The organism is Novosphingobium sp. BL-S-20, from assembly GCF_055521635.1.
This window is the reverse complement of the sequence record NZ_CM145494.1, coordinates 954994-978993: the sequence shown is the minus strand read 5'-3', so window position 1 is coordinate 978993 and position 24000 is coordinate 954994. Positions and strand designations below refer to the sequence as shown.

The window sequence follows — 24000 nt, the reverse complement described above, 5'->3', positions numbered from 1 at the left end:
TTGTCTGCGCACGTTATGCCCGACCGCAACAGTCTCTTCGATGAACCTGCCGATGCGGCGCCCGACGCAGGCCCCGACGCAAGCAAGGACGCCAGCGGACATCGCTCCAGGCTGCGCAAGCGACTGCTCGACGGCGGAGCGGAAGCGCTGGGGGATCATGAGGTCATCGAACTCCTGCTGATGCAGGCGGTTCCCCGCCGCGACATGAAGCCGCTCGCCCGCAGCCTGATCCAGCGCTTCGGCTCGCTGGCGGGCGTGCTCCAGGCCGATCCGCGCACTCTGGAAGGCCATCCCGGCATGGGCGAGGCCACCGTGGCGGCGCTGAAGATCGTCACCGTCGCCGCCACCCGCCTTGCCCGCCAGAAACTGCGCGAGGCCCCGGTGATCGGCTCGTGGCAGGCGCTGATCGACTATCTGACGATCGACATGGCCCACCTCACGCGCGAGCGGGTGCGGGTGCTCTATCTCAATGCCAAGAACATGCTGATCCTCGACGATCTCGTCGGCGACGGCTCGATCGACGAAGCCGCGATCCATCCCCGCGAAGTGATTCGCCGCGCGCTCGACATCGGCGCGACCGCGCTGATTCTCGTCCATAACCACCCTTCCGGCTCGCCCGAACCCAGCCGCGCCGACATCGACGTGACCAACCGCATCGCCGAAGCCGGGCGCCTGCTAGGCGTCTCGGTCCACGACCACGTCATCATCGGCCGCGAAGGCCATATCAGCCTGCGCGCCAAGGGCCTGATCTGACATGTGCGTCGCCGCCGTCGCCTGGCAGGCTCATCCGGACTGGCCGCTCGTCGTCGCCGGAAACCGCGACGAGTTCCACACCCGCCCCGCCGCACCGCTGGCGCCTTGGCAGGACGGCAGCACGATCATCGCCGGACGCGACCTGCTGGGCGGCGGAACCTGGCTGGGTGTCTCGACGCAAGGCCGCATGGTTCTCGTCACCAATTACCGCGTGCCCGAAGGCTCGGTTCCGGGCAGACCCTCGCGCGGCAAGCTCGTCACCGACCTGCTGCAAGGCCGCGAGCCAGAGTCGCTCACAGCAATGAAACCGTTCAATCTCGTCGAAGTGGCATCCGGCGAGGCGCGGTTCCTGACCAACTACCCGCAAATCGAATCGCGCCCGCTCACGCCCGGCATCCACGGCCTGTCCAACGGCGGCTTCGACCTGCCCTGGCCCAAGACCGTGCAAGTCGAGCAGGCCCTCGCCCAGTGGCTTGCGGCGGGGTCCGGCGATCCGGTTCCGCTGCTGGACAGCCTGCGCACCGAAACGCCCGATCCCCGCCAAGCCCGCCCGGAAAACGGCCCGGAACCGCGATTTGCCCCGGTCTTCATCCGCGATCCGGTCTACGGCACGCGGTGCAGCACGGTCATCGCCGTAAACCGCAGCGGCAGCGGCCTGATCGCCGAGCGCAGCTTCGCGCCGGACGGAGAAGTGACAGGCGAAGTCCGCATCGACTTTTCATGGACAATTGACCCGTCCTCTTCGGCCCAAACCCCTGTATGAATGGACCGGCCGACGGTTCGGTGCGACAGGGGACCTTATGCGACAACGACCAGCCGATCGAACGAGGCGCCCCATTCTTTCCCCATCCAGACTGCTCAGCGGCTACCTCCTGCTGCTGACCGCGGGATGCAGCACGGTCTCCCCACCCTCGCGCGATATCGCCTGCGACGCCGCGCTGCCCCCCAAAGTCACGCTCTCCGCCGACGGCCAGAGCGCCAAGACCACGCTTTCGGTGCTCAGTTACAACATCGAAGGCCTCGGCTGGCCCGCGCGCAGCGGCCGCAAGCCTTCGCTGATGGAAATCGGCCGCCACCTTTCCGAGATGCGTGCGGCAGGCACCGCGCCCGATGTCGTGCTGTTTCAGGAGATGTTCGGAGACCCGGCCAAGAAAGCGGTGCGGTCCTCGGGCTACCCCGCCATCGAATCCGGTCCGCGCCGCACCACCCGCGCGCGCGGCTCGACCAAGGAGAAACTGCCCGGTAGTTCCAAGTGGAAGCGCGGCGAACTCGGCCTCCACGTCTACGGCAGCGGCCTTGCCATCGCCTCACGCTATGCCATCGTCGATAGCGACCGGCGCGCTTATGGCCGCAAGTCCTGTGCCGGATTCGACTGCCTTGCCAACAAGGGCATTGCGCTGGCCCGCATCGACATTCCCGGCGTTCCCACGCTGATCGACGTCTACGACACCCACATGAACTCGCGCGGCGCCTCCAAGGCCCCCGCCCCGCGCAACCTCGCCGCCCACGACCGGCAGGCGCTGGAGGCCTCGGAATTCATCGACCGCACCCATGACGATGCAACGCCGGTGATCTTCGGCGGCGATTTCAACATGCGCCACTCCGAGCCGCGCTGGGAGAATTTCTCGCGCTACCAGTCGCTCGAACTGGTTCACCGAATCTGCAACGACCCTGCCTCGGGCTGCGACGTGCGCATGTCGTGGGACGGCGACGAGCCGTGGATGGACACCCAGGACCTCCAGTTCCTGTGGAACGGCGACCGCGTGCAGATTCGCCCGATCCGCGTCGAGGCGCTGTTCGACGGCAGGCCCGGCAGCCCGCAGCTTTCCGACCATGACGGCTTTCTCGTGACCTACGAACTTAGCTGGAAGGCCGCCGACACCCGCCGCCCCGGTTGCAGCCCGATACCGGGGGCGCTGGTCGCGGGGCGCTGAGGCACGCCTTCACGGCGCAGGCCCATCACGGCGCAGGCGCGGACAGGATTTCCAGCAGCTTCGCGCCGAAAACTTCCGGCGCCTCCACTTGCGGCGAATGGCCGTAATCGGGGAATTCGACGATCCGCGCGGAGGGCATCGCCGCCGCCGCCTGCGGGGCGGCTTGCGGAACCGAAGTCAGCTTGCCGCGAATCTCGGCGGGTGCCTGGCCTTTGCCGAAGACCGTCGTATCCTTCATGCCGATCATCAGCGTGACCGGCACTGCCAGCCTGCCGAACTCGTGGCTGACCGGCTGGGTCAGGATCATCTCGGCGGTCTTCGCCTGCGCCAGTTCCGCCGCGTCCTGGTCCGGCGTCGCATATTGCCCGGCCAGCATCTTCACCCAGCGATCATAGCGCGGGTTCCAGTCACCATGGTAATACGTATCGAGTTGGTACTGCCGCATGGCCGCATAGTCCTTGGCACGCTCGGCGGCGAGCAGCTTGTCGAGCGGGACATAGGGCACGCCTTCGGCCATCGAATCGACCAGTCCCAGCGGATTGACCAGCACCAGCCGCTCGACCGCCTGCGGATACATCAGCGCGAAACGAAGGCCGAGCATGCCGCCGGTCGAATGACCGAGCACTATCGCCTTCTCCAGCCCGACTTTCTCCATCAGCCGATGCGTCGTTTCCGCCATCATCGCGAAGCTGTACTGCGCCGAGACGGGCTTGGAGGACTTGCAGAAGCCGAGCTGGTCCGGGATCAGCACGCGGTAGCCCGCGCTTAGCAGCGTCTTCGCGGTATCTTCCCAGGTGGCGCCGCAGAAGTTCTTGCCGTGCAGCAGGACCACCGCATGGCCGTTCGGCTGCTCCGGCTGGATGTCCATATAGGCCATCGAGGCTTCCTCGGCCCCCAGCTTCACGTCCATGCGCGCGACCGGCCAAGGATAGGGGAAGCGCTCGAGGTCGGTGCCGAATTCCTCCAGCTTGATGTCCTGCGCCTCGGCCTGAAATGGAGCGCAGCCCAAGGGCAGAGTCATGGCGAGAATTGTCAGAAGCGCGCGTCGCATCGCGGTCCTTTCTGTTGCGAAGAGAGCCGGTGCGGCCTCTCTTCAGCCCTTCACGGATAAGCGCGTGAAGCTTCGAATGGCTCCATAGACCCGGAAAATCGTTTTCCTACAACCGCTAGGGCCGATATGCTCCCACGCATGCGCAGATCCTATCGCCCTTCCCTTCCGGTTTTCGCAAGCGTGGAAGGGCGATGGGAGGGCCGGATTTTTTCTCCCCTGGACCGTGTAAACCGTGTCAACCTGTGCGGGAACCGGCACTTGGTCGGTCCTGCTCGCCCTTGCCTTTATCGCAAGCCCGCCCTAGCGGCTCCCGGCAAGAGGCCCAGGCAGTAGCCGGCCCCCTCAAGGTCACATCCCGCTAGGTCACACTAGGAGTCGAACATGGTCCCCCGTTACGCCCGCCCCGCAATGACCGCGATCTGGGAGCCCGAAGCCCGCTACCGCATCTGGTTCGAGATCGAGGCGCACGCCGCCGTGAAGATGGGCGAAATGGGCACCGTCCCTGCAAGCGCCGGACAGGCCCTGTGGGACTGGTGGGGCACCAGCCCGAAGATCGACGTCGCCGCGATCGACGCCATCGAAGCCGTGACCAAGCATGACGTCATCGCCTTCCTCGACTGGGTGGCCCAGCAGGTCGGCCCCGAGGCCCGCTTCATGCACCAGGGCATGACCAGCTCCGACGTGCTCGACACCACGCTGAACGTGCAGCTGGTGAAGGCTGCCGACATCCTGCTGGAAGACCTTGATGCCCTGCTCGCCGCGATCAAACGCCGCGCCGAAGAGCACAAGTACACCCCGACCATCGGCCGCAGCCACGGCATCCATGCCGAGCCGGTGACTTTCGGCCTGAAGATGGCCGAAGCCTATGCGGAATTTGCGCGCTGCAAGAAGCGCCTGATCGCCGCCCGCGAAGAAGTCGCCACTTGCGCGATCTCGGGCGCGGTCGGCACCTTCGCCAACGTCGATCCGGCGGTGGAGCAGTACGTCGCCGACAAGATGGGCCTCGAAGTGGAGCCGGTCTCCACGCAGGTGATCCCGCGCGACCGTCACGCCATGTTCTTCGCGGTTCTGGGCGTGATCGCCAGCTCGATCGAACGCCTCGCCATCGAAGTGCGCCACCTGCAGCGCACCGAAGTGCTTGAAGCCGAGGAATACTTCGCGCCCGGCCAGAAGGGTTCGTCGGCGATGCCGCACAAGCGCAACCCGGTGCTGACCGAAAACCTGACCGGCCTTGCCCGCGTCGTCCGCTCGTCGGTTACCCCGGCCATGGAGAACGTGGCGCTGTGGCATGAGCGCGATATCTCGCACTCCTCGGTCGAACGCTTCATCGGCCCGGACGCGACGATCACGCTCGACTTCGCGCTCGCCCGCCTCACCGGCGTGGTAGACAAGCTGCTCGTCTACCCCGAGCGCATGCAGAAGAACCTCGACCGCATGGGCGGCCTCGTCCACTCGCAGCGCGTGCTGCTGGCGCTGACGCAAGCCGGCCTCACCCGCGACCAGTCGTATCGCCTCGTGCAGCGCAATGCGATGAAGGTCTGGGAATCGGACGGCCAGCTCTCGCTGCTCGAACTGCTCAAGGCCGACGAGGAAGTCACCGCCGCCCTGCCGGTCGAAGTGATCGAGGAGAAGTTCAACCTCGATTACCACTTCAAGCAGGTCGACACGATCTTCGCTCGCGTTTTCGGGAACTAAGCGCCTTTCCGACACTTCCCATGCCTCGCAATCGCGCTTAGCATCCGAAGCATTTTCAAGGCAGGTGCATACACCTGCCGACTCGGAAAATGCGATGAACAAGGATTTTGGGGCGCGATCGGGTTCAATTGGAACCGCCCGCGCCCCAAGGCGATTGCGAATGTCTTGGTACACGAATTGCCGGAGGGAACATGCATATAGTCCGCACGGTGCTGTGGGTCGCAATCACCGCGATCCTGGTCGCATTCATCGTCATGAACTGGACCTGGGTCGACGTGAACTTCTGGCCCCTCGACGGTGCCAACTACATGCACTTCCAGTGGCCGGTTGGCTTCGTCGCGCTGGTCTTCTTCGTGCTCGGCATGGCGCCGGTCTGGCTCTACCTGCGCGCGTTGCGCTGGCGGTTCCAGCGCCGCATCGCCAGCCTCGAAAACTCGCTGCGGGCCAACAGCGTGCCTTCGAGCGTTCCGGCAGCGGTTCCCGAAGCATCGCCTGCCGCAACCCTCTCCACTCCCGAACCTTCCCCGGAATCCTGAGACCATGAACAGCAATCCCGTCTATCTCGCCCTCGACCTTCCCCGCCTCGATGCCGCCGAGGCGCTGGCCCGCAAGGTTTCCGGGCATATCGGCGGGATCAAGCTCGGCCTCGAATTCTTCTGCGCCCACGGCCATCACGGCGTGCACGAACTGCACAAGCTGGGCCTGCCGATCTTCCTCGACCTGAAGCTCCACGACATTCCGAACACCGTCGCCGGCGCGATGCAGGCGATCCACGTCCTCGAACCCTCGATCGTCACCATCCACGCCGCCGGTGGCCGCGCGATGATGGAAGACGCCAAGGCCGCGGCGGGCGAGAACACCAAGGTCGTGGCGGTCACCGTGCTCACCAGCCTCGACGGCGGCGATCTCAATGCCATCGGCGTCGCTGCGGAGCCGCACGAACAAGCGCTGCGCCTGGCCGAACTGGCCCAGTCGGCTGGTCTCGACGGCATCGTCTGCTCCGGCCATGAAGTCGGCGCGGTGCACCGGCAGTGGAAGGACGGCTTCTTCGTGGTTCCCGGCCTGCGTCCCGACACCGATGGCAACGGCGACCAGAAGCGCATCATGACCCCGCGCGCCGCCCGCGATGCCGGTGCCAGCGTGCTCGTCATCGGCCGCCCGATCAGCCGCGCCGAAGACCCGCTGGCCGCGGCACGCGCGATCGAAGCCACGCTTTAACCTAAAATGTCCGGGCGTCGACGAACTGGATCGGCGCCCGATTCACCCAAACCTTTCACAGCGCAAAATGCACGGTTCAGCGCCGGGCAACCTCGTCCCCTCCAGATCGTTGATCCGGCCAATGGATGGCCGAATGGAGAGTGCGACCTCATGAATTCCCTGAACCTGCTTGCCGTCACCACGGCCGCGATCGTCTCGGCAGCGGCCGTACCGGCCATGGCCCAGGACTCCGGCCTGGTTCCCGCCATCGCCGCCGGGCACACCCTGCTGACCGTCAACGCCCAGGGTTCGTCCACCCGCACGCCCGATATGGCGAGCTTCTCGGCAGGCGTCACCACACAGGGCGCCACGGCCAGCGAAGCGCTCAATGCCAATTCCACGCGGATGAACCAGGTAATCGCCTCGCTGAAGCGCGCAGGCGTGGCCGACAAGGACATCCAGACCAGCAATCTCAGCCTGAACCCGGTCTATGCCCAGCCCAAGCGCCAGCCCGACGGCAGCTATGTCGATGGCCCCCGCGAAATCGTCGGCTACGAGGCCAGCAACACCGTCGGCGTGCGTCAGCGCAAGCTGGACGACATGGGCAAAGTGATCGATGCCCTCGCCAAGGCCGGTGCGAATCAGGTGAACGGCCCCAACTTCTCGCTGTCCCAGCCCGACGCTGCCCAGAACGAGGCCCGCGTCGCCGCGATCAAGGACGCCCGCGCCCGCGCCGACCTCTATGCAGGCGCCGCCGGGATGCACGTCACCCGCATCGTCTCGATCAGCGAAAGCGGCGGCTATGCGCCCGCACCGGTCATGTACCGCGCCAAGGCCGCGATGGATTCGCTCGCTTCCGCCCCGCCGGTCGCCGCCGGGGAGCTGGAAACCAACGTCAACGTCACGGTCCAGTTCGAACTGGCTCCTTGATAGGCAGACTTCAGGACGGGTCGCCATTTAGGCCAGGTGGAGCCAAGAAACGTGATTTTCGAGCACCGGAGCGCAGCGGACATTATGTCCGTGAGCACCGGAGCACTGAAAATCGCGGTTCGCAGGCTCGCATGGGCTGAATGGCGGCCCGTCCTAGTTGAGCATCATGTCCTGCGACTGAATATCATAGCCGGTCAGCGTAACTTTGCCTTCGTCACCCTTGCGATAGACGAACTGTTCGACGCCCGAACCGTGCTCGAATGTCGTCTGATAGGTCAGGGTGACGAAGGCTCCGCCAGTGGTGGCATTGGCATTCCAGCCCACCTGCCTGGCTTCCTTCACTTTCCCGAGCTTGCGGTGGACCGCATCCAGCACCTTTTCGAGCTGGCTCCGCTGCGCCCCCTGCCGCAGCGCCGGATCGGCCTGCCGCCAGATCGCGGGCAAGTCACCGGCGTCCAGCGCCTGGTGGAACTTGCCGACTTCGACCTCGGCGTCCTTGAACGACTCCTTCACCCCGCAGCCCGCCAGCATTGCGGCGGCGACAAATGGCATTAGATAGCGGCCCAGTCTGTTCATCGTCGGTCCCTTTGCTTCGGGACCGCAATCTAGGCCGGAAACGCGACATGCCAACTGCGGCGATCAAGATCTGCGGGATAAGCACCCCCGAATCCCTCGAAGCCGCGATTCGCGCGCGCGCCGCCCATGCCGGATTCGTGTTCTTCCCCAAGAGTCCCCGCAACGTCACCCCGGCCGAGGCCGCCTTGCTGTCGGATCGTGCGGAGGGACGGATCGGGAGGGTCGGCCTTTTCGTCGATGCCGATGACGCGACGATTGCCGAGGCCGTCTCCAGCGCCCGGCTCGACACGCTGCAGCTTCATGGCAGCGAGACGCCGGAACGCGCAGCCCAGCTTCGCGCCCGCTTCGGCATTCCCGTGTGGAAGGCGCTATCGGTCGCGACGGCGGAAGATGCTGCCCGGGCGAGCACATATGCGGGCGCGGTCGATCTCGTACTGTTCGATGCCAAGACGCCGAAGGGAACCCTGCCCGGCGGCATGGGCCTCAGCTTCGACTGGAAGCTGGTGGCGAACTGGAAAGGCCCCGTCGCCTGGGGACTGGCCGGGGGGTTGAACCCGGAGAACGTCGCGGAGGCCGTCCGGCTCACCGGCACGCCGCTGGTGGATACCTCATCGGGCGTCGAAAGTGCACCCGGGGTCAAGGATCTGAACCGCATCGAAGCCTTCGCGCGCGCCGTGCGCAGCGCCTCGGACTTCTGAGAGGCTCTTAAACAACAAGAAAGGGCGGCCCCTCATAGACCGCCCTTCCCTGGCTTACGCTCCTTGCAGAGCGGATTCCTTATACGGGCTTCGGCCCGACGAACTCGGTAGCTGCGTCGGGCCGAAATCCGATCAGAACTTCACGCCAACGCCGACCAGACCGACGTCTGCGTCAGGGGTGTTGTCGCCGACCAGCAGGTGCTTGTATTCGACCTTGCCGTAGAAGCGGTCGTTCAGGGCCTGCTCGACGCCGCCGCCGACAGCAACAGCGCTGTTGCCGTACTTGCTGAACTTCGACTGCCAGGTCGAGTTGGCATAGAGCTTGGTGGTCGGGGTGATCTTGAAGCCGGCGCGGCCGCCGACGCCCCACGAAACGCGATAGTTGTCGGCCAGGATCTTGTCCGCCGAACCTTCAACGCCCACGAAGAACTTTTCGCCCAGGTCGTAGTCGTAACCGACTGCAACGCCGCCGACTGCTTCGCTGTCGCTGCCGTCCCAGATGATGCCGGTGCGGGCTTCGACGCGCGCTTCGTTGGCCAGAGCAGGGGTGGCGGCGGCCACGGCAGCAACCGCGGCGAGCGAAACGAGTGCAATACGCATATTCTTAAACTCCAGTATGTTCCCGGCCCTCACCGGGGAGGCCCCGCTGCTCCCCCGAACCTTTCGCCCAGATGAACGAAAATTTTATAATTTCCGAAAATCGTCACGAAACTGCCACTTACAGACACTATCTTGCCAATGCAGTTATGCCTGTTGCAAGCTTTGCAATTGAAAAAGGGCATGGCGATCCCAACGGATGTTAGGCGCTGGACTTGACCGCCGCGCTCTGCCAATCGGCCGGATCATGACCACCCAAACGCCCGTGAACAGCTTCCGCACGCTCCCCGACGAGACCGGCCATTTCGGCCAGTTCGGCGGACGCTATGTCGCGGAAACGCTGATGCCGCTGATTCTCGATCTCGAGAAGGAATACCGCAAGGCACAGCAGGACCCGGCGTTCTGGGCGGAATTCGATGCGCTGATGAAGGACTTCGTGGGTCGCCCGAGCCCGCTCTACTTCGCCCCGCGCATGACAGACTATTTCCGCGCCAAGGCCCCCGCCGGGAAAGGTCCGAAGATTTACTTCAAGCGCGAGGAACTGAACCACACCGGCGCGCACAAGATCAACAACTGCATCGGCCAGATCCTGCTCGCGATCCGCATGGGCAAGACCAAGATCATTGCCGAGACCGGCGCGGGCCAGCACGGCGTTGCCACGGCCACCGTCGCCGCGCGCTTCGGCCTGCCCTGCAAGATCTTCATGGGCGCCAAGGATATCGAGCGCCAGAAGCCCAACGTGTTCCGCATGAAGTTGCTGGGGGCCGAAGTCGTGTCCTGCGAAAGCGGCTCGCAGTCCCTCAAGGACTCGATGAACGACGCGCTGCGTTACTGGGTCGCGAACGTCCACGACACCTTCTACATCATCGGCACTGCCGCCGGCCCGCACCCCTATCCGGAACTGGTGCGCGACTTCCAGTCGATCATCGGCAAGGAAACGCGCGAACAGATGCTGGAGAAGGAAGGTCGCCTGCCCGACATGCTGGTGGCAGCGGTAGGCGGCGGATCGAACGCGATCGGCCTGTTCCACCCCTTCCTCGACGATCCCGAAGTCCAGATGACCGGCATCGAGGCAGCGGGCCACGGCATCGACACCGACAAGCACGCGGCCTCGCTCACCGGCGGCAAGCCCGGCATCCTCCACGGCAACAAGACCTATCTGCTGCAGGACGATGACGGCCAGATCACCGAGGCGCACTCGATCTCGGCCGGTCTCGACTATCCGGGACTCGGGCCGGAGCACTCGTGGCTGCATGAGAGCGGCCGCGTGAACTACGTGCCGATCACCGATACCGAGGCGCTCGAAGCGTTCCAGCTCTGCTGCGAACTGGAAGGCATCATCCCGGCGCTGGAAAGCTCGCACGCGCTTGCCGCGCTGCCGCAGCTGACGGCGGAGTTGGACGAGGACAAGCTGCTCGTCGTCAACGTCTCTGGCCGCGGCGACAAGGACATCTTCACCGTCGCCGAAGCGCTGGGCGTGGAGCTTTAATCGATGACCCGCTTCGAAACCGCATTCGCCAAAGGCCCCGCGCTCGTCTGCTTCATCACCGGGGGTGACGGCGACACCGCCGCGAATCTCGACGCGCTGGTCGAAGGCGGCGCCGACGTGATCGAACTCGGCATGCCCTTTACCGATCCCATGGCCGACGGCCCGGCGATCCAGGAAGCGAACATCCGCAGCCTCGATGCCGGCACCAAGACCGCCGACATCTTCCAGATGGCCAGCGAGTTCCGCACCCGTCATCCGCAGGTTCCGCTGGTGCTGATGGGCTACGCCAACCCGATGATCGCGCGCGGTGCGGACTGGTTCGCGAACGAATGCGCCAAGGCCGGAGTCGACGGCGTGATCTGCGTCGACATTCCGCCCGAGGAAGATGCCGAACTCGGCCCGGCCTTGCGCGACAAGAGCGTCTCGCTGATCCGCCTCGCCACTCCGACCACCGACGCCGCGCGCCTTCCGGCCGTGCTCGATGGCTCCTCGGGGTTCCTCTATTACGTCTCGGTCGCGGGTGTGACCGGCATGCAGCAGGCGGCGCAGGGCTCGATCGAGGATGCGGTTGCCAAGCTCAAGGCCGCCAGCTCGATCCCCGTCGCGGTCGGCTTCGGCGTGCGCACACCCGAACAGGCGAGCGCGATCGCCAAGGTCGCGGACGGCGTGGTCGTCGGCTCGGCGTTGGTAGATCTGGTCAAGCAGCACGGCACTGCAGCGCCTGCCCATCTGCGCGCGCTGACCTCGGCGCTGGCCGAAGCGGTTCACGCCGAGCGCTGATCCGTCAAATTTCGTCATTGCGCAACGCATGACGACGCAGCAATTCCGTGCATCGCGGCAGCCGCCAAGGCTTGCCGCGATGTTCTTTTTCCGGACGAGTGCCATGAAAGACTTCGCCACCTCCGAAGACCCGCGCGTTCAGGCCCAGCTTGACCGTCTCGCCGCGCTCTCGCTTCCCCAGGGCCGCTTCGGGCTAGAGACGATCCACGCGCTGCTCGAACGGCTCGGCGATCCGCACAAGCGCCTGCCGCCGACTTTCCATGTCGCCGGGACCAACGGCAAGGGATCGACCTGCACCTACTTGCGTTTCATGCTGGAAGCGCAGGGCCTGAAGGTCCATTCCGCCACCAAGCCGCATCTGGTCCGCTACAACGAGCGTATCCGCCTCGGCGGCAAGCTGATCTCAGACGAGATGCTGGCCGACCTGCTGCGCGAAGTGCTCGACGCGGGCGAAGACCTCGGCCCCAGCTTCTTCGAAGCGACGACGGCGGCGATCTTCCTCGCCTTCGCCCGCGAACCGGCGGATGCCTGCGTGATCGAAGTCGGGCTTGGTGGGCGGCTCGACGCCACCAATGTCCTCGACCGTCCCGCAGCCTGCGGCATCGTCACCCTCGGCATCGACCACGAGGCCTTCCTGCTGCGCCCCGAAGACGGCGCCCCGGAAGAACCGCTCGCCCGCATCGCTTTCGAAAAGGCCGGGATCGTGCGCGGCCCGGCGCCGCTCGTCACGCTGGCCTATCCGGAAAGCGCCACGCTCGAAATCGAGCGCGCCGCGCTCAATGCCGGAGCGCCGCTGCACATGCGCGGGCGCGACTGGGATGCGGCGTTAAGCGACGTGATCGAATATTCCGACCGCCACGGCGAACTTGCGTTGCCGCTGCCCACTCTGCCAGGCACCCATCAGGCCGAAAACGCCGCTCTGGCCGTCGCCATCCTGCGCCATCAGGACCGCGTCACGGTCTCGCCCGAAGCCATGGCCGAGGGCATCCGCAGAGCGCATTGGCCCGCCCGCCTGCAGCACCTTTCCGCAGGCCCGCTGACCCGCCATGCCGGTGCCCGCGAAGTCTGGCTCGACGGCGGCCACAATCCCGACGCAGGCCTCGCCATCGCCCGCCATTTCGCAGGGCAGCGGCTCCATCTCGTGATCGGCATGCTGGCGAACAAGGACCCACGCGCGCTCACCGCGCCTTTGGCTGCGAGCATCGCCAGCATCCGCGCGGTGCCGGTGCCCGGCCATGACTGTCACGGTCCCGCCAGCTTCAGCCCCGGAGCCCTTGCCGCCGACAGCGTGGCGGATGCGCTCGCAGGCCTGCCGGACGATGGCTTGCCGGTGCTGATCGCGGGATCGCTCTACCTCTCGGGCGTGGTGCTTGAAGCCAACGACGAAGTGCCCGATTAAGCGGGCTTCTTCCGGGCCACCCGCCACCATTCGAGCAGGCACAGGACGATCGCGATCGTGCCGATCCAGGTGACGAGCACGAACATCCGGTAATAGCCCTGCTCCTGAATGAGCTGGCCCAGCGCGCCGCGCCCGAGCGTGCCGACGAGCAGGGTCAGCGACGACAGCAGCGCATATTGCACCGCGCTGTAGCCCTTCGAGACGATCGACGAGAGCCAGGCGATATAGGCCGCCCCGGCAATGCCGGTCGCAAGATTTTCCATGCCGATCGTGACCATCAGCGTGGCCAGACGCGGCTGGCCGCCCAGTTGCTCGACCAGCCAGCTGACCCCCAGAACATCGGCGATTACCGCCATGCGCGCGCCGCCGAGGGCGAGGTCGGCATAGAGCAGGTTCGTCGCAGCGGCGAGCACGGCGCCCAAGGTCAGCGTCGCCATGCGGCCCGCCACCGTCAGCAGCGTGCCGCCCAGCGCAAGGCCCAGCACGATCGCGCCAACGCCGAAGAACTTCGAGGCGATCGCCACTTCGTCCTTCGTGTACTTCAGCTCGCCGAGATAGAACGGATAGGCGAAAGTGCCCCAGATCGAATCGCAGAGGCGGTAGGTCAGCACCAGCGCCAGCGCCAGCACGAGGCCCCAGCCCATGCGCCCGACCAGTTCGGTCAGCGGCAGGATCAGCGCGCGATAGAGATGGTCCGCCGCGCGCGCGCCGCCGCCGCTGTGCGGCACGGCCTCGGGCAGCAAATGACGCCCGCTACGCTGGAGATAGACGAGCACGGCGGCAATCGCGGCAGGCAGGATGATCGTCGCGACGACGATCAACGGGCCGGTCTTCGCCACGAAGTCCACCGCATCCGGCCGCGCGCCGGGATCGCTGCCGAGCGAGCGCACCATGAACAGGCCGACCGTCACCAGCGCCCAGCCCCAGAGCAGGCCGACCAGCCCCAGCGCGATGCCGCGCACGCGCGGGCTGAGCTGGCCTGCCTCACGCAGTTCGAGCAGTTCGTCGCGGTCCTCGGCGCTCGGCGCGGTGGCGTCGGCATCGGGCGCGAAAAGGCAGACCACACCCGCCACCACGAGAATCAGACCCATGACCAGGAACACCGAAGTCCAGCCGATGCGCTCGGCCAGGATCAGCGCCAGGGCCCCGCCGACCAGCGCGGCGATGCGATAGCCCATCTGGAACACGGTGGAGAGCATGTCGATCGTCGCCACTTCGTCCGCCACGTCCACGCGCCAGGCGTCGATGGCGATATCCTGGGTGGCCGAGGCGAAAGCCCCGATCCCGGCAAGCAAGGAGAACAGCCCCAGCGCCGCGACCGGATCGAGCTGCGACAATGTCACGAGGATGATGCCGAGCAGGACTTGCGCCGTCACGATCCACTGCTTGCGCCGTCCGAGGCGGCGCAGCACCGGCAGATCGATACGGTCGAGCGCGGGGGACCAGAGGAACTTGAAGGCATAGGCCAGCCCGATCAGCGAGAACACGCCCATCGTTTCCAGATCGACATGCGCATCGGAGAGCCAGGCATAGAGCGTGCCGAGCAGCAGCGAATAGGGCAGGCCCGCTGCGAATCCGAAGACGGCCATGAAGCCGGTCTTGCGATTGCCCAAAGCGCGAATCACCGCCCCCCAGCCGGGTTTCGGGGCAGCAGTGGCTTCAGACATCCCGTTTTCTCCTCGTGAGCGAACCGCCGGCGACCCTAACGCATGGTTTCCCGAAGGGAAGGCTGGATGAAGCGGCGATCAACAGGTATGGGCGGGCGAATGTCCAAACCTCCTTTCAAGTCCGGCGGCCCGAAGCGCGGCGGCTCCTACCGCGATGGCGGCTCTTCCCGTGGCCCCGCCCGTACCGGCTCAGGCACCGACTCCGGCAGCCGCTATAACGCCCATTCAGGCCCCGGAGGTCGGCGCGGCGCCGACGGAGCCGGGCGCGAGGACGGTCGCCGGGACGAAAACGGCGGACGTGGCCGTGGCCCTCGCGACGGCGTTTCGCGCGATACGCGCTCTTCGCGTGACGACCGCCCGGCTCGCGGCGGGCGTAGCGATCGCGGCGAAATCTTCGGCCGCAACGAACGCCCCGTCCGCGACGAACGACGCTCACGCGACGAGCGTCCGAGCCGCACGGAACGACCGTTCCGGGACGAAGGCCCTGCCCGCGGCGAGCGTCCTGCCCGTGACGGTGCACCGCGCCGAGGCCCCGGCGCCCGCTCCGGCGAATTCACCCCGCGCGGCGGCGCCTATGCCGCGCGCGGCGGTCCCCGTTCCGCCGATAGCCGCTACCCGGACGCCGAGCGCCCCCGCCGCAAGCCGCCCCGTGCCGCTCCGCAGGCTGCCGCGCCGACGCCGAAGACGCCCGGACTGCCGGTGCGCGAAGGCGAACGCATCGCCAAGCTGCTCGCGCGCGCCGGTGTCGCCAGCCGCCGCGAGGTCGAGCGCCTGATCATCGAAGGCCGCGTCAAGCTGGGCGACGATGTCATCGAGACGCCCTCGACCGTGCTCACCAGCCTGCGCGGCATCACCGTGGACGGCAATCCGGTACGCGACGCGGAAGAAACCCGCCTTTTCGCCTTCCACAAGCCCGCCGGCCTGCTCACCGCGGAGCGCGACCCTGCCGGTCGCCCGACGATCTACACCGCGCTGCGCAATGCCCTGCCCGAAGGCAGCGGCCGGGTGATGCCGATCGGACGCCTCGACCTCAACACCGAGGGCCTGCTGCTGCTGACCAACGACGGTGCGTTCAAGCGCGAACTGGAACTGCCCGCCACCGGCGTGCCGCGCACCTACCGTGCGCGTACTTTCGGCGATATCTCGCAGGCACAGCTCGAAGACCTGATCGAGGGCATCGAGATCGAAGGCGTCGTCTACGGCAAGATCGACGCCAACATGGAGCGCCGCACCGGGCGCAACCAGTGGATCGAAATGACCCTGACCGAAGGCAAGAACCGCGAAGTGCGCCGCGTGCTGGAGCATCTCGGCCTTCAGGTCAGCCGCCTGATCCGCACTTCCTACGGTCCGTTCCGCCTGCTCGACCTGCCCAAGGGCATGGCCATCGAGATTTCCCCGCGCGATCTCGAAAACTTCCGCCGCTCGCTTCCGGGCAGCAAGGTATGAAGGGTGGCCCCATAAAAACAGGACTTCGCATCGTCGCCGGGGAATGGCGCGGCCGCAAACTGGCCGCGCCCGAGGGCGACACCACGCGCCCGACTGCGGACCGCACGCGCGAGACGCTGTTCTCGATGCTGGCGAGCCGACTCGGCACCTTCGAGGGCCTGAAAGTCGCCGATCTCTTCGCGGGATCGGGGGCGCTCGGCCTCGAAGCCCTGTCGCGCGGCGCCGCGCACTGCCTCTTCGTCGATCAGGACCCGGCGGCGATCCGCGCGATCCGCAGCAATATCGCCAACTTGCACGCGCAGGCCCAGACCGACGTGCGCGCCAGCTCGGTGATGTCGCTGGGCGCCGCCAAGGGGACGCTCGACCTCGTGCTGCTTGACCCGCCTTACGAGACCGGCGCGGGCAGCGTCGCGATCGACAAGCTCAACCGGCTCGGCTGGATCGGCGAGCAGACCTGGCTCTGCCTCGAAACCGGCAAGGCGGAATCGGTTTCCATTCGCGGCTTCGCGGTGGAAGCCACGCGCGATGTCGGCAAGGCCCGCCTGCATATCCTGCGCCGCAGCGAGGACTGACCGCGAAGCGGCCTTGCGCCGTTCACCCCCGTTCTCTAGATGTTCGCGGGTGAACGATCTGCAATCCCCCCTGCCCGAGCCTTCCTCCGACCCGCTGATCGAAGGGCTCAATCCGCCCCAGCGCGAAGCGGTGCTGACCACCGAAGGCCCGGTGCTGATGCTGGCAGGCGCGGGCACCGGCAAGACGGCGGCGCTGACGCGCAGGCTGGCCTATCTCGTACGCAACCGTCTCGCCTGGCCGAGCGAAATTCTCTGCGTGACCTTCACCAACAAGGCCGCGCGCGAGATGCGCGAGCGCGTCGGCCATCTGGTCGGCCCGGCGGTGGAAGGCATGCCCTGGCTCGGCACCTTCCACGCCATCGCCGCCAAGATGCTGCGCCGCCATGCCGAACTCGTCGGCCTGCAGCCGAACTACACGATCATCGACACCGACGATCAGCTCCGCCTGCTCAAGCAGCTGATCCAGGCCGAGGGGCTGGACGAAAAGCGCTGGCCCGCGCGGCAGCTCGCCGGATGCATCGACCGCTGGAAGAACCGCGGCCTCAATCCCGGCGATCTCGATGCGGCGGAGAACGAGGCCTATGCCAACGGGCGCGGGCAGAAGTTCTACCAGCTCTACCAGGACCGCCTGAAAGCCGTGAACGCCTGCGATTTCGGCGATCTGCTGCTGCACATGCTGAACATCCTGCGCACGAACCGCGAAGTGCTGGAGCAATACCAGCAGCGCTTCAAATACGTGATGGTGGACGAATATCAGGACACCAATCAGGTCCAGTACCTCTGGCTGCGCTTGATCGCTCAAGTTCGCAAGAACATCTGCGTGGTGGGCGACGACGACCAGTCGATCTACTCCTGGCGCGGCGCGGAAGTGGCGAATATCCTCAAGTTCGAGAAGGACTTCCCCGGCGCCAAGGTGATCCGGCTGGAGCAGAACTATCGCTCCACCCCGCAGATTCTCGCCGCCGCCTCGGGCCTGATCGGTGAGAATACCCAGCGCCTCGGCAAGACGCTGTGGACCGAGCGCCACGCGGGCGACAAGGTCCGCGTGATCGGCGTCTGGGACGCCCCCGAGGAAGCGCGCCGCGTCGGCGACGAGATCGAGCGGCTGGAACGCGAAGGCGCCCCGCTCGACCAGATCGCCATCCTCGTGCGCGCGCAGTACCAGACGCGCGAGTTCGAAGACCGCTTCATCTCGATCGGCATGAAGTACCGCATCGTCGGGGGCTTTCGCTTCTACGAGCGCGCCGAAATCCGCGATGCCCTCGCCTATCTGCGCGTCATCGCCCAGCCCGCCGACGACCTCGCCTTCGAGCGCATCTACAACGCCCCCAAGCGCGGTCTCGGCGCCAAGGCGCTGGAGGCGCTGCACACGCTCGCCCGCCGCCGGGGCATTCCGCTCGCCATGGCCGCGATCGAGATCGCCGATACAGACGAACTGCCCGCCCGCGCGCGCAACACCTTCCTTGCCCTGATGCGCGATTTCGCCCGCTGGCGCGACCTCTCGGGCACCGAAAACCCGGCCGACCTCCTGCGCACCGTGCTCGACGAAAGCGGCTATACCGACGCGCTTCAGGCCGAAAAGACGCCCGAGGCCAGCGGACGCCTCGAAAACCTCGTCGAACTCGCCCGCGCCATGGAGGAATACGAAAGCCTCGGCGATTTCCTCGAACATGTCAGCCTCGTCATGGACAACGAGGCGGCCTCGGACGAGGAAAAGGTCACGATCATGACCATGCACGCCGCCAAGGGGCTGGAGTTCGACAACGTGTTCCTGCCCGGCTGGGAGGAAGGCGTGTTCCCCTCTCAGCGGGCGATGGACGAAGGCGGGCTTGCCAGTCTGGAAGAGGAGCGCCGCCTCGCCTACGTCGCGATCACGCGGGCGCGGCGCAAGTGCACGATCCTCCATGCCGCCAACCGCCGCATCTACGGACAGTGGACCAGCTCGATCCCCTCGCGCTTCATTGCCGAACTGCCCGACGATCATGTCGACAGCGAGACCACGCTCTCGGGCGGCGCCTCGCTGTGGCGCGCGCAGTGGAGCGAGCACAACGATCCTTTCGCCGAAGTCGCCCGCGCCCAGCCTGCCCGCACGATCACGCGCGGCCCCGGCTGGCAGCGCGCCGCCGCGCGGGAATTCGATGCCGCCCCGCGCAAGATCGCCGAATCGACCCGCAGCGCCGCCAGCTTCGCAGCCAAGCCGCGCACCGATGTCGCCATCGGCAACCGCGTCTTCCACGAGAAGTTCGGCTACGGCAAAGTCACCGGACAGGAAGGCAACAAGCTGGAGATCGACTTCGAGCAGGCCGGTGCCAAGCGCGTGCTCGACAGCTTCGTGAAGCCGGCCTGATAGGCCCTCAATACGCCAAGACCCGCAACCTTTCGGCTGCGGGTCTTGCGATGTTTCGGTGACGGGCCGGGGACCTCAAAATCCCCGAAGCGCCTGTCAGGCCAGAGCGGAAACGCTCAGGAACTCAGGAATCGGGCCGTTCCAGCCGTCATCCACCGGGTCTTCTTCACGGCGACGCGAACGATTGCCGTCGGCCCGGCGCTCGCGGCGCTGCTCGTCGCCGCGGCTTTCCCGGCGCGGCGCGCGCTCTTCGCGGAAGGCAGGACGTTCTTCGCGGACTTCCTGACGCTCCTCGCGCGGTGCGGAACGCTCCTCACGAACCGGCGCACGCTCGCGCTTCTCGCGGCGAGGTTTTTCCTCACGGGTGCTGGGCTTGTCATCGCGAGCGCGAGTCTTCGGCGCCTCGGCCGCTTCGGCAGCGGGCATTTCGTAGACCGGAATCTTGCCGCCGGTCAGCTTTTCGACGTTCTCGATCGCTTCGGCATCTTCCGGCGACACGAACGTGAAGGCCCGGCCCGAAGCGCCGCCACGACCTGTGCGACCGATGCGGTGTACGTAGTCGTCGGGGTGCCAGGGCGTGTCGAAGTTGAAGACGTGGCTCACGCCCTTAACGTCCAACCCGCGCGCGGCGACGTCGGAGGCGACGAGAATGTTGACCGTGCCGTCCTTGAAGCGCTGGAGTTCGGCCAGACGGGCCGGCTGGTCCATGTCGCCGTGAATCTCGCCCGCAGCGAAACCGTGGCTCTTCAGGCTCTTGGCCAGTTCACGCACAGTGGTCTTGCGGTTGGCGAAAATGATCGCGGTCGAAACGTTGTCATTCCGCAGCAGGTGGCGCAGCACTTCGCGCTTCTTGCGCGTCTGCACGGCAACCTTGTGCTGGACGATATTGGTGTTCGTCGATGCCGGACGCGCAACTTCGATATATTTGGGGTTCGACAGGAAGCGATCCGCCAGCTTCTTGATGACCGGCGGCATCGTCGCCGAGAACAGCAGGGTCTGCCGGTTGGTCGGCAGCTTCGAGCAGATCGTCTCGATGTCCGGGATGAAGCCCATGTCGAGCATGCGGTCCGCCTCGTCGATGACGAGCAGTTCGCAGCCGGTCAGCATGATCTTGCCGCGCTCGAACAAGTCCATCAGACGGCCCGGCGTGGCGATCAGCACATCGACACCGGCGGACAGGGCCTTGAGCTGATCGCCCATCTGCACGCCGCCGATCAGCAGCGCCATCTTGAGGTCGTGGTTCTTGCCGTACTTCTCGAAGTTCTCGGCGACCTGGGCGGCCAGTTCGCGCGTCGGCTCAAGAATGAGCGAGCGCGGCATCAGCGCGCGGCGGCGGCCGTGGGCGAGAATGTCGATCATCGGCAGCACGAAGCTGGCCGTCTTGCCGGTGCCGGTCTGGGCGATACCGATCAGGTCCTTCATCATCAGGACCGGCGGAATCGCTTGCGCCTGGATCGGAGTCGGTTCGCTGTAGCCCGCGGTTTCCACCGCTTGCAGCAATTCGTCGGAAAGGCCGAGATCGGCAAAGTTCATAGACAGACAGGTCTCGTTGGCAGGAGTCTTGCGAGAAATACGGGGTACTTCGATAATGTCGCGGCGCGGCAGCGAGCCACGAATCAATCGATCCACGCGCATGCCAATCGTACACCTGCGCGCCGCCTATGCGGAAAATCCCGCAGAAGTCAAGGAAATCCGCGCATAGACAGCGATTCGGCCTAACAAACCGTCGCCATCTTCTCTCAGCGACCGGCCACTACCAACTGGCGAATGCGCGTCAGCTTGCAGGTCGTTCCGCTGCGCGACAGCAATTCGTCGCGATCGACGCAAAGCTGTCCGTCCGAGGTACGCGAGAGCAGAAATCCCGAATAGAATGCCCCGGCCCGGCAGCCGCGTTCTAGGTCTGCGCCCACCACCCGGCGGTCGCGCATGAACAGCAGCAGGCGGGTCTGGCCGTCGGGCTGGACCCCGGCAATGCCCGACATCGGCAGGCATTTGCCGATCTTGCGCTCCGAATAGCGCGGCGCATCGCCCCGCCCCGGCATGCCCATCAGCATGTCCGGCGGCGAAGGCATCTGCGCGCGCGGTGTGATGCGAATCGTCATGCGCTGCTCGATTCGCACCTGCCACGCGCTGTCCGGCTCGACATGTTCGAATGCCTCGGCAGCGAAAGGCCAAGCGCTTGGCGAATCGGGCAGCTCGTCGGGCCAGGCATAGCCCTGCTCCTCGGGCACAGGCGCCGCCGTCACTTCCCGGCGATCCTCATGCTTCGTGCGCGCGCCGCCGCCCAGGCCGACTGCAGGCAGCAGCAGCGCGAAGGGATAGAGCAGGACGGAGGCGAGATTCATGAAAAGGAACGGTCCCCAGGCAACGGTCAGGCGGCCCACGATCAAGTGGCCATAAGACAAGAGCTTGAACCAGCCCTTAACTCGGCGCAACGCGCGTAGCGGTCGATATCCCGCAAACTGCTGGGATGAAACCCTTTCGCGCCTGTGTCATATCGCACGCATGACGATGCCTCATTCCGACTTCTTCGCCGAAGCCCTCGACCTGCTCGGCCCGCGCGGGCTGACCACTGATGCCGATCTGGTGATGCCCTGGCTTACCGACTGGCGGGGACGCTATACCGGCAAGGCGCTCGCCCTCGCCTCTCCTGCCGATGTGCAGGAAGTGGCGGAACTGGTGCGGCTCTGCGCCCGGCATGGCGTGCCGATAGTCCCCCAGGGCGGCAACAGCGGCATGTCGGGCGGCGCCACGCCCGACGCCAGCGGCTCGGCGCTGATCCTGTCGCTGCGACGGATGAACGCGATTCGCGCGCTCGACACCGAGGCCCGGCAAGTCACCTGCGAGGCCGGCGTCGTGCTCCAGACCCTGCACGAGGCAGCCGAGGCGCAGGACTTGCGCTTCCCGCTTTCGCTGGGCGGCAAGGGTTCGGCGACGGTCGGCGGATTGATTTCCACCAATGCCGGGGGCACCCAGGTCCTGCGCCACGGCTCGATGCGCGCGCTGGTGCTGGGGCTTGAGGCGGTGCTGGCGGACGGACAGATCTTCTCGATGCTGACCCCGCTCAAGAAGGACAATCGCGGGTTCGACCTCAAGCAATTGCTGATCGGCTCCGAAGGCACGATGGGCGTGATCACCGCCGCCACGCTGCAACTCCTGCCCGCCGTGGCCGAGCGCGTGGTGATCTGGGCCGGGGTTCCCTCTCTCGGCATCGCCCGCAAGCTGCTGCTCCATTGCGAGACAGCGGCAGGCGAGGCACTGGAGGGCTTCGAAGTACTCCCCCAGGCCTGTCTCGAAGCCGTGCTCGATCATCTGCCCGACACCCGCGCACCTCTGTCCGAGGCCCATGCCTGGCACGTTCTGATCGAAGTCGTCGCCGATCGCTCCGCCGCGGCCACCTTGCGCGACCGCTGCGAGACGATGATGGCCGATGCCTTCGAGGCGGAATTGGTGGAAGACGCGGCGATGTCCGCCAGCGAAGCCCAGGCCGAAGCCATGTGGCTGATCCGCGAATCGATCTCGCCTGCCGAACGCGCCCGCGGCCCCGCCGTGCAGCACGACATTTCGGTTCCCGTCGAGAAGATGCCGGACTTCGTGGAAACGACGATCCCGATGATCGAAGCGAAGTGGCCAGGCACCGAAGCGATCGCGTTCGGCCACCTCGGCGACGGCAACGTGCACTACCACGTCATCGCCCCCAGCGTGACCGACGGCCCGGCCTGGCAGGCGAACGAAGGCAAGACGATCAGTCGCTACGTCCACGATCTCGTCACCGAATGGGGCGGCTCGATTTCCGCCGAGCACGGCATCGGCCAGCTCAAGCGCGACGAACTGGCGCGCCTCGGCGATCCGGTGGCGCTGTCGATGCTGCGCGCGGTCAAGCAGGCGCTCGATCCCAAGGGCCTGTTCAACCCCGGAAAACTGATCTGAACGGCAGAATTCGCGAGCATCGGGCAGCCCACCCCGCTTCGGCGGCCCGACTCGCCCAATATCCCCGTTTCCACGGGTCAGCGCGCTTGCGCGTGGGGCCTCCAGCCCCTAAAGCGTCGCCTTCAAAATTTCCCTGTCTTGCGGAGAGTAACGCAATGGCCACCGCGCCGCAGAATCCTGCCCTGCCCCTGTTCTACAAGGACCTCGTGCCGCTCAACTCGCAGCAGCACGCGGCCTGGAAGACCCGCTCCACCGACAAGGCGACCTGGCTCGTCGGCGTGAACTCGATCCCGCTGACCGTCGAGGAATTCCCGCAGGCCCAGCGCAACTTCCCAATCATCTTCACCGCCGGTGAGAATCCGGTTCCGCTGATCCTGATGGGCATGAACGAAGGCGTGAACGTCTACGTCGACGAAGACGGCACCGTGAACACGCCCGTCTACATCCCGGCCTATGCGCGCCGCTATCCCTTCATGCTCGCCCGCCTGCGTCCGGACGCCGAAGAGCTGTCGCTCTGCGTCGACCCGACCAGCGACCTCGTGGGCGAAGGCGAAGACGGCCAGCCGCTGTTCACCGACGCCGATCCGGCCGAGCCGACCGAAGTCACCAAGAACATGCTCCAGTTCTGCGAGAACTTCGAGATCGCCGGCACCAAGACCGCGAACTTCATGGCCGAGCTGGCCAAGCACAACCTGCTGATGGACGGCGAGTTGAACATCGACATCGGCAACGGCCAGCCCTTCACCTACCGCGGCTTCCAGATGGTCGACGAGACCAAGCTGCGCGAAGTGCGCGGCGACGTGCTGCGCCAGTGGAACCAGAACGGCATGCTGCCGCTGATCTACGCCCACCTCTTCTCGCTCGATCTCGTGCGTGAAATCTTCGGCCGCCAGGTCTCGCAGGGCAAGGGCCCGCAGGTTCAGCCCGCCCTCTGATAGA

Annotated in this window: 22 protein-coding genes; 16 read left to right on the top strand and 6 right to left on the bottom strand. The window is 66.1% G+C overall.

Going from position 1 to position 24000, the window contains the following annotated elements; translation table 11 throughout:
* Positions 1 to 15 precede the first annotated feature (15 nt).
* Genes radC through ACZ1II_RS12540 form a run of 3 tightly spaced genes read left to right on the top strand, consistent with a single transcriptional unit; the run spans position 16 to position 2687 of the window.
* Positions 16 to 753 (top strand): RadC family protein, encoded by a 738-nt coding sequence (gene radC / locus ACZ1II_RS12550; RefSeq protein WP_465147289.1) that lies wholly within the window; start codon positions 16 to 18, stop codon positions 751 to 753.
* A 1-nt stretch (position 754) separates the two neighbouring features.
* Positions 755 to 1516 (top strand): NRDE family protein, encoded by a 762-nt coding sequence (locus ACZ1II_RS12545; RefSeq protein WP_465146741.1) that lies wholly within the window; start codon positions 755 to 757, stop codon positions 1514 to 1516.
* 37 nt (positions 1517 to 1553) lie between these two features.
* Positions 1554 to 2687, top strand: coding sequence for an endonuclease/exonuclease/phosphatase family protein (locus tag ACZ1II_RS12540; RefSeq protein WP_465146740.1), 1134 nt, complete (start codon positions 1554 to 1556; stop codon positions 2685 to 2687).
* Between the two features lie 25 nt (positions 2688 to 2712).
* On the opposite strand, the gene ACZ1II_RS12535 is transcribed toward ACZ1II_RS12540, so the two are convergent.
* A complete protein-coding gene (locus ACZ1II_RS12535) occupies positions 2713 to 3708 on the bottom strand; it encodes an alpha/beta fold hydrolase (protein WP_465146739.1) in 996 nt (331 codons plus the stop codon).
* Between the two features lie 411 nt (positions 3709 to 4119).
* Between ACZ1II_RS12535 and purB the strand changes: the two genes are divergently transcribed.
* From purB to ACZ1II_RS12515, 4 genes are all read left to right on the top strand, one after another.
* The gene (gene purB / locus ACZ1II_RS12530; RefSeq protein WP_465146738.1) at positions 4120 to 5433 is read left to right on the top strand and encodes an adenylosuccinate lyase; all 1314 of its coding nucleotides are present in this window, start codon (positions 4120 to 4122) and stop codon (positions 5431 to 5433) included.
* A 191-nt stretch (positions 5434 to 5624) separates the two neighbouring features.
* Positions 5625 to 5969, top strand: coding sequence for a LapA family protein (locus ACZ1II_RS12525; protein WP_465146737.1), 345 nt, complete (start codon positions 5625 to 5627; stop codon positions 5967 to 5969).
* Between the two features lie 4 nt (positions 5970 to 5973).
* Positions 5974 to 6651, top strand: coding sequence for an orotidine-5'-phosphate decarboxylase (gene pyrF, locus ACZ1II_RS12520; RefSeq protein ID WP_334183570.1), 678 nt, complete (start codon positions 5974 to 5976; stop codon positions 6649 to 6651).
* A 150-nt stretch (positions 6652 to 6801) separates the two neighbouring features.
* On the top strand, positions 6802 to 7560 hold the full coding sequence (locus ACZ1II_RS12515) for an SIMPL domain-containing protein (protein ID WP_465146736.1): 759 nt from the start codon (positions 6802 to 6804) through the stop codon (positions 7558 to 7560).
* A 153-nt stretch (positions 7561 to 7713) separates the two neighbouring features.
* On the opposite strand, the gene ACZ1II_RS12510 is transcribed toward ACZ1II_RS12515, so the two are convergent.
* Positions 7714 to 8136, bottom strand: a complete 423-nt coding sequence (locus ACZ1II_RS12510) for a DUF4019 domain-containing protein (RefSeq protein ID WP_465146735.1) — start codon at positions 8134 to 8136, stop codon at positions 7714 to 7716.
* Positions 8137 to 8183: 47 nt separating this feature from the next.
* Between ACZ1II_RS12510 and ACZ1II_RS12505 the strand changes: the two genes are divergently transcribed.
* The gene (locus tag ACZ1II_RS12505; RefSeq protein WP_465146734.1) at positions 8184 to 8834 is read left to right on the top strand and encodes a phosphoribosylanthranilate isomerase; all 651 of its coding nucleotides are present in this window, start codon (positions 8184 to 8186) and stop codon (positions 8832 to 8834) included.
* A gap of 132 nt (positions 8835 to 8966) precedes the next feature.
* On the opposite strand, the gene ACZ1II_RS12500 is transcribed toward ACZ1II_RS12505, so the two are convergent.
* Complete coding sequence (locus tag ACZ1II_RS12500) at positions 8967 to 9434, bottom strand: outer membrane protein (protein WP_465146733.1); 468 nt, start codon at positions 9432 to 9434, stop codon at positions 8967 to 8969.
* A gap of 244 nt (positions 9435 to 9678) precedes the next feature.
* Between ACZ1II_RS12500 and trpB the strand changes: the two genes are divergently transcribed.
* From trpB to ACZ1II_RS12485, 3 genes are all read left to right on the top strand, one after another.
* Positions 9679 to 10920, top strand: coding sequence for a tryptophan synthase subunit beta (trpB, locus tag ACZ1II_RS12495; protein WP_465146732.1), 1242 nt, complete (start codon positions 9679 to 9681; stop codon positions 10918 to 10920).
* 3 nt (positions 10921 to 10923) lie between these two features.
* Positions 10924 to 11700, top strand: a complete 777-nt coding sequence (gene trpA, locus ACZ1II_RS12490; RefSeq protein WP_465146731.1) for a tryptophan synthase subunit alpha — start codon at positions 10924 to 10926, stop codon at positions 11698 to 11700.
* Between the two features lie 103 nt (positions 11701 to 11803).
* On the top strand, positions 11804 to 13099 hold the full coding sequence (locus ACZ1II_RS12485; protein WP_465146730.1) for a bifunctional folylpolyglutamate synthase/dihydrofolate synthase: 1296 nt from the start codon (positions 11804 to 11806) through the stop codon (positions 13097 to 13099).
* Here ACZ1II_RS12485 and ACZ1II_RS12480 read toward each other — a convergent pair.
* Positions 13096 to 14766: an AmpG family muropeptide MFS transporter gene (locus tag ACZ1II_RS12480; protein ID WP_465146729.1), complete on the bottom strand. Its 1671-nt coding sequence runs from the start codon at positions 14764 to 14766 to the stop codon at positions 13096 to 13098. The genes ACZ1II_RS12485 and ACZ1II_RS12480 overlap by 4 nt on opposite strands.
* A 99-nt stretch (positions 14767 to 14865) precedes the next feature.
* Here ACZ1II_RS12480 and ACZ1II_RS12475 point away from each other — a divergent pair, with 99 nt between their 5' ends.
* The 3 genes from ACZ1II_RS12475 to ACZ1II_RS12465 are packed head-to-tail and all read left to right on the top strand — an operon-like array spanning position 14866 to position 19131.
* Entirely contained in the window at positions 14866 to 16212 is a 1347-nt protein-coding gene (locus ACZ1II_RS12475; RefSeq protein WP_465146728.1) for a pseudouridine synthase, read from the top strand.
* On the top strand, positions 16209 to 16784 hold the full coding sequence (rsmD, locus tag ACZ1II_RS12470; protein WP_465146727.1) for a 16S rRNA (guanine(966)-N(2))-methyltransferase RsmD: 576 nt from the start codon (positions 16209 to 16211) through the stop codon (positions 16782 to 16784). Before ACZ1II_RS12475 ends, rsmD begins: the two co-directional genes overlap by 4 nt.
* A gap of 49 nt (positions 16785 to 16833) precedes the next feature.
* Positions 16834 to 19131, top strand: a complete 2298-nt coding sequence (locus tag ACZ1II_RS12465; protein WP_465146726.1) for an ATP-dependent helicase — start codon at positions 16834 to 16836, stop codon at positions 19129 to 19131.
* A gap of 96 nt (positions 19132 to 19227) precedes the next feature.
* Here the strand turns inward: ACZ1II_RS12465 and ACZ1II_RS12460 are convergent, their stop codons facing one another.
* Complete coding sequence (locus ACZ1II_RS12460) at positions 19228 to 20664, bottom strand: DEAD/DEAH box helicase (protein ID WP_465146725.1); 1437 nt, start codon at positions 20662 to 20664, stop codon at positions 19228 to 19230.
* A gap of 206 nt (positions 20665 to 20870) precedes the next feature.
* The gene (locus ACZ1II_RS12455) at positions 20871 to 21476 is read right to left on the bottom strand and encodes a hypothetical protein (protein WP_465146724.1); all 606 of its coding nucleotides are present in this window, start codon (positions 21474 to 21476) and stop codon (positions 20871 to 20873) included.
* Positions 21477 to 21642: 166 nt separating this feature from the next.
* Between ACZ1II_RS12455 and ACZ1II_RS12450 the strand changes: the two genes are divergently transcribed.
* On the top strand, positions 21643 to 23061 hold the full coding sequence (locus ACZ1II_RS12450) for an FAD-binding oxidoreductase (protein ID WP_465146723.1): 1419 nt from the start codon (positions 21643 to 21645) through the stop codon (positions 23059 to 23061).
* A gap of 155 nt (positions 23062 to 23216) precedes the next feature.
* The gene (locus ACZ1II_RS12445) at positions 23217 to 23996 is read left to right on the top strand and encodes a SapC family protein (RefSeq protein WP_465146722.1); all 780 of its coding nucleotides are present in this window, start codon (positions 23217 to 23219) and stop codon (positions 23994 to 23996) included.
* The last annotated feature ends 4 nt before the right edge of the window (positions 23997 to 24000 follow it).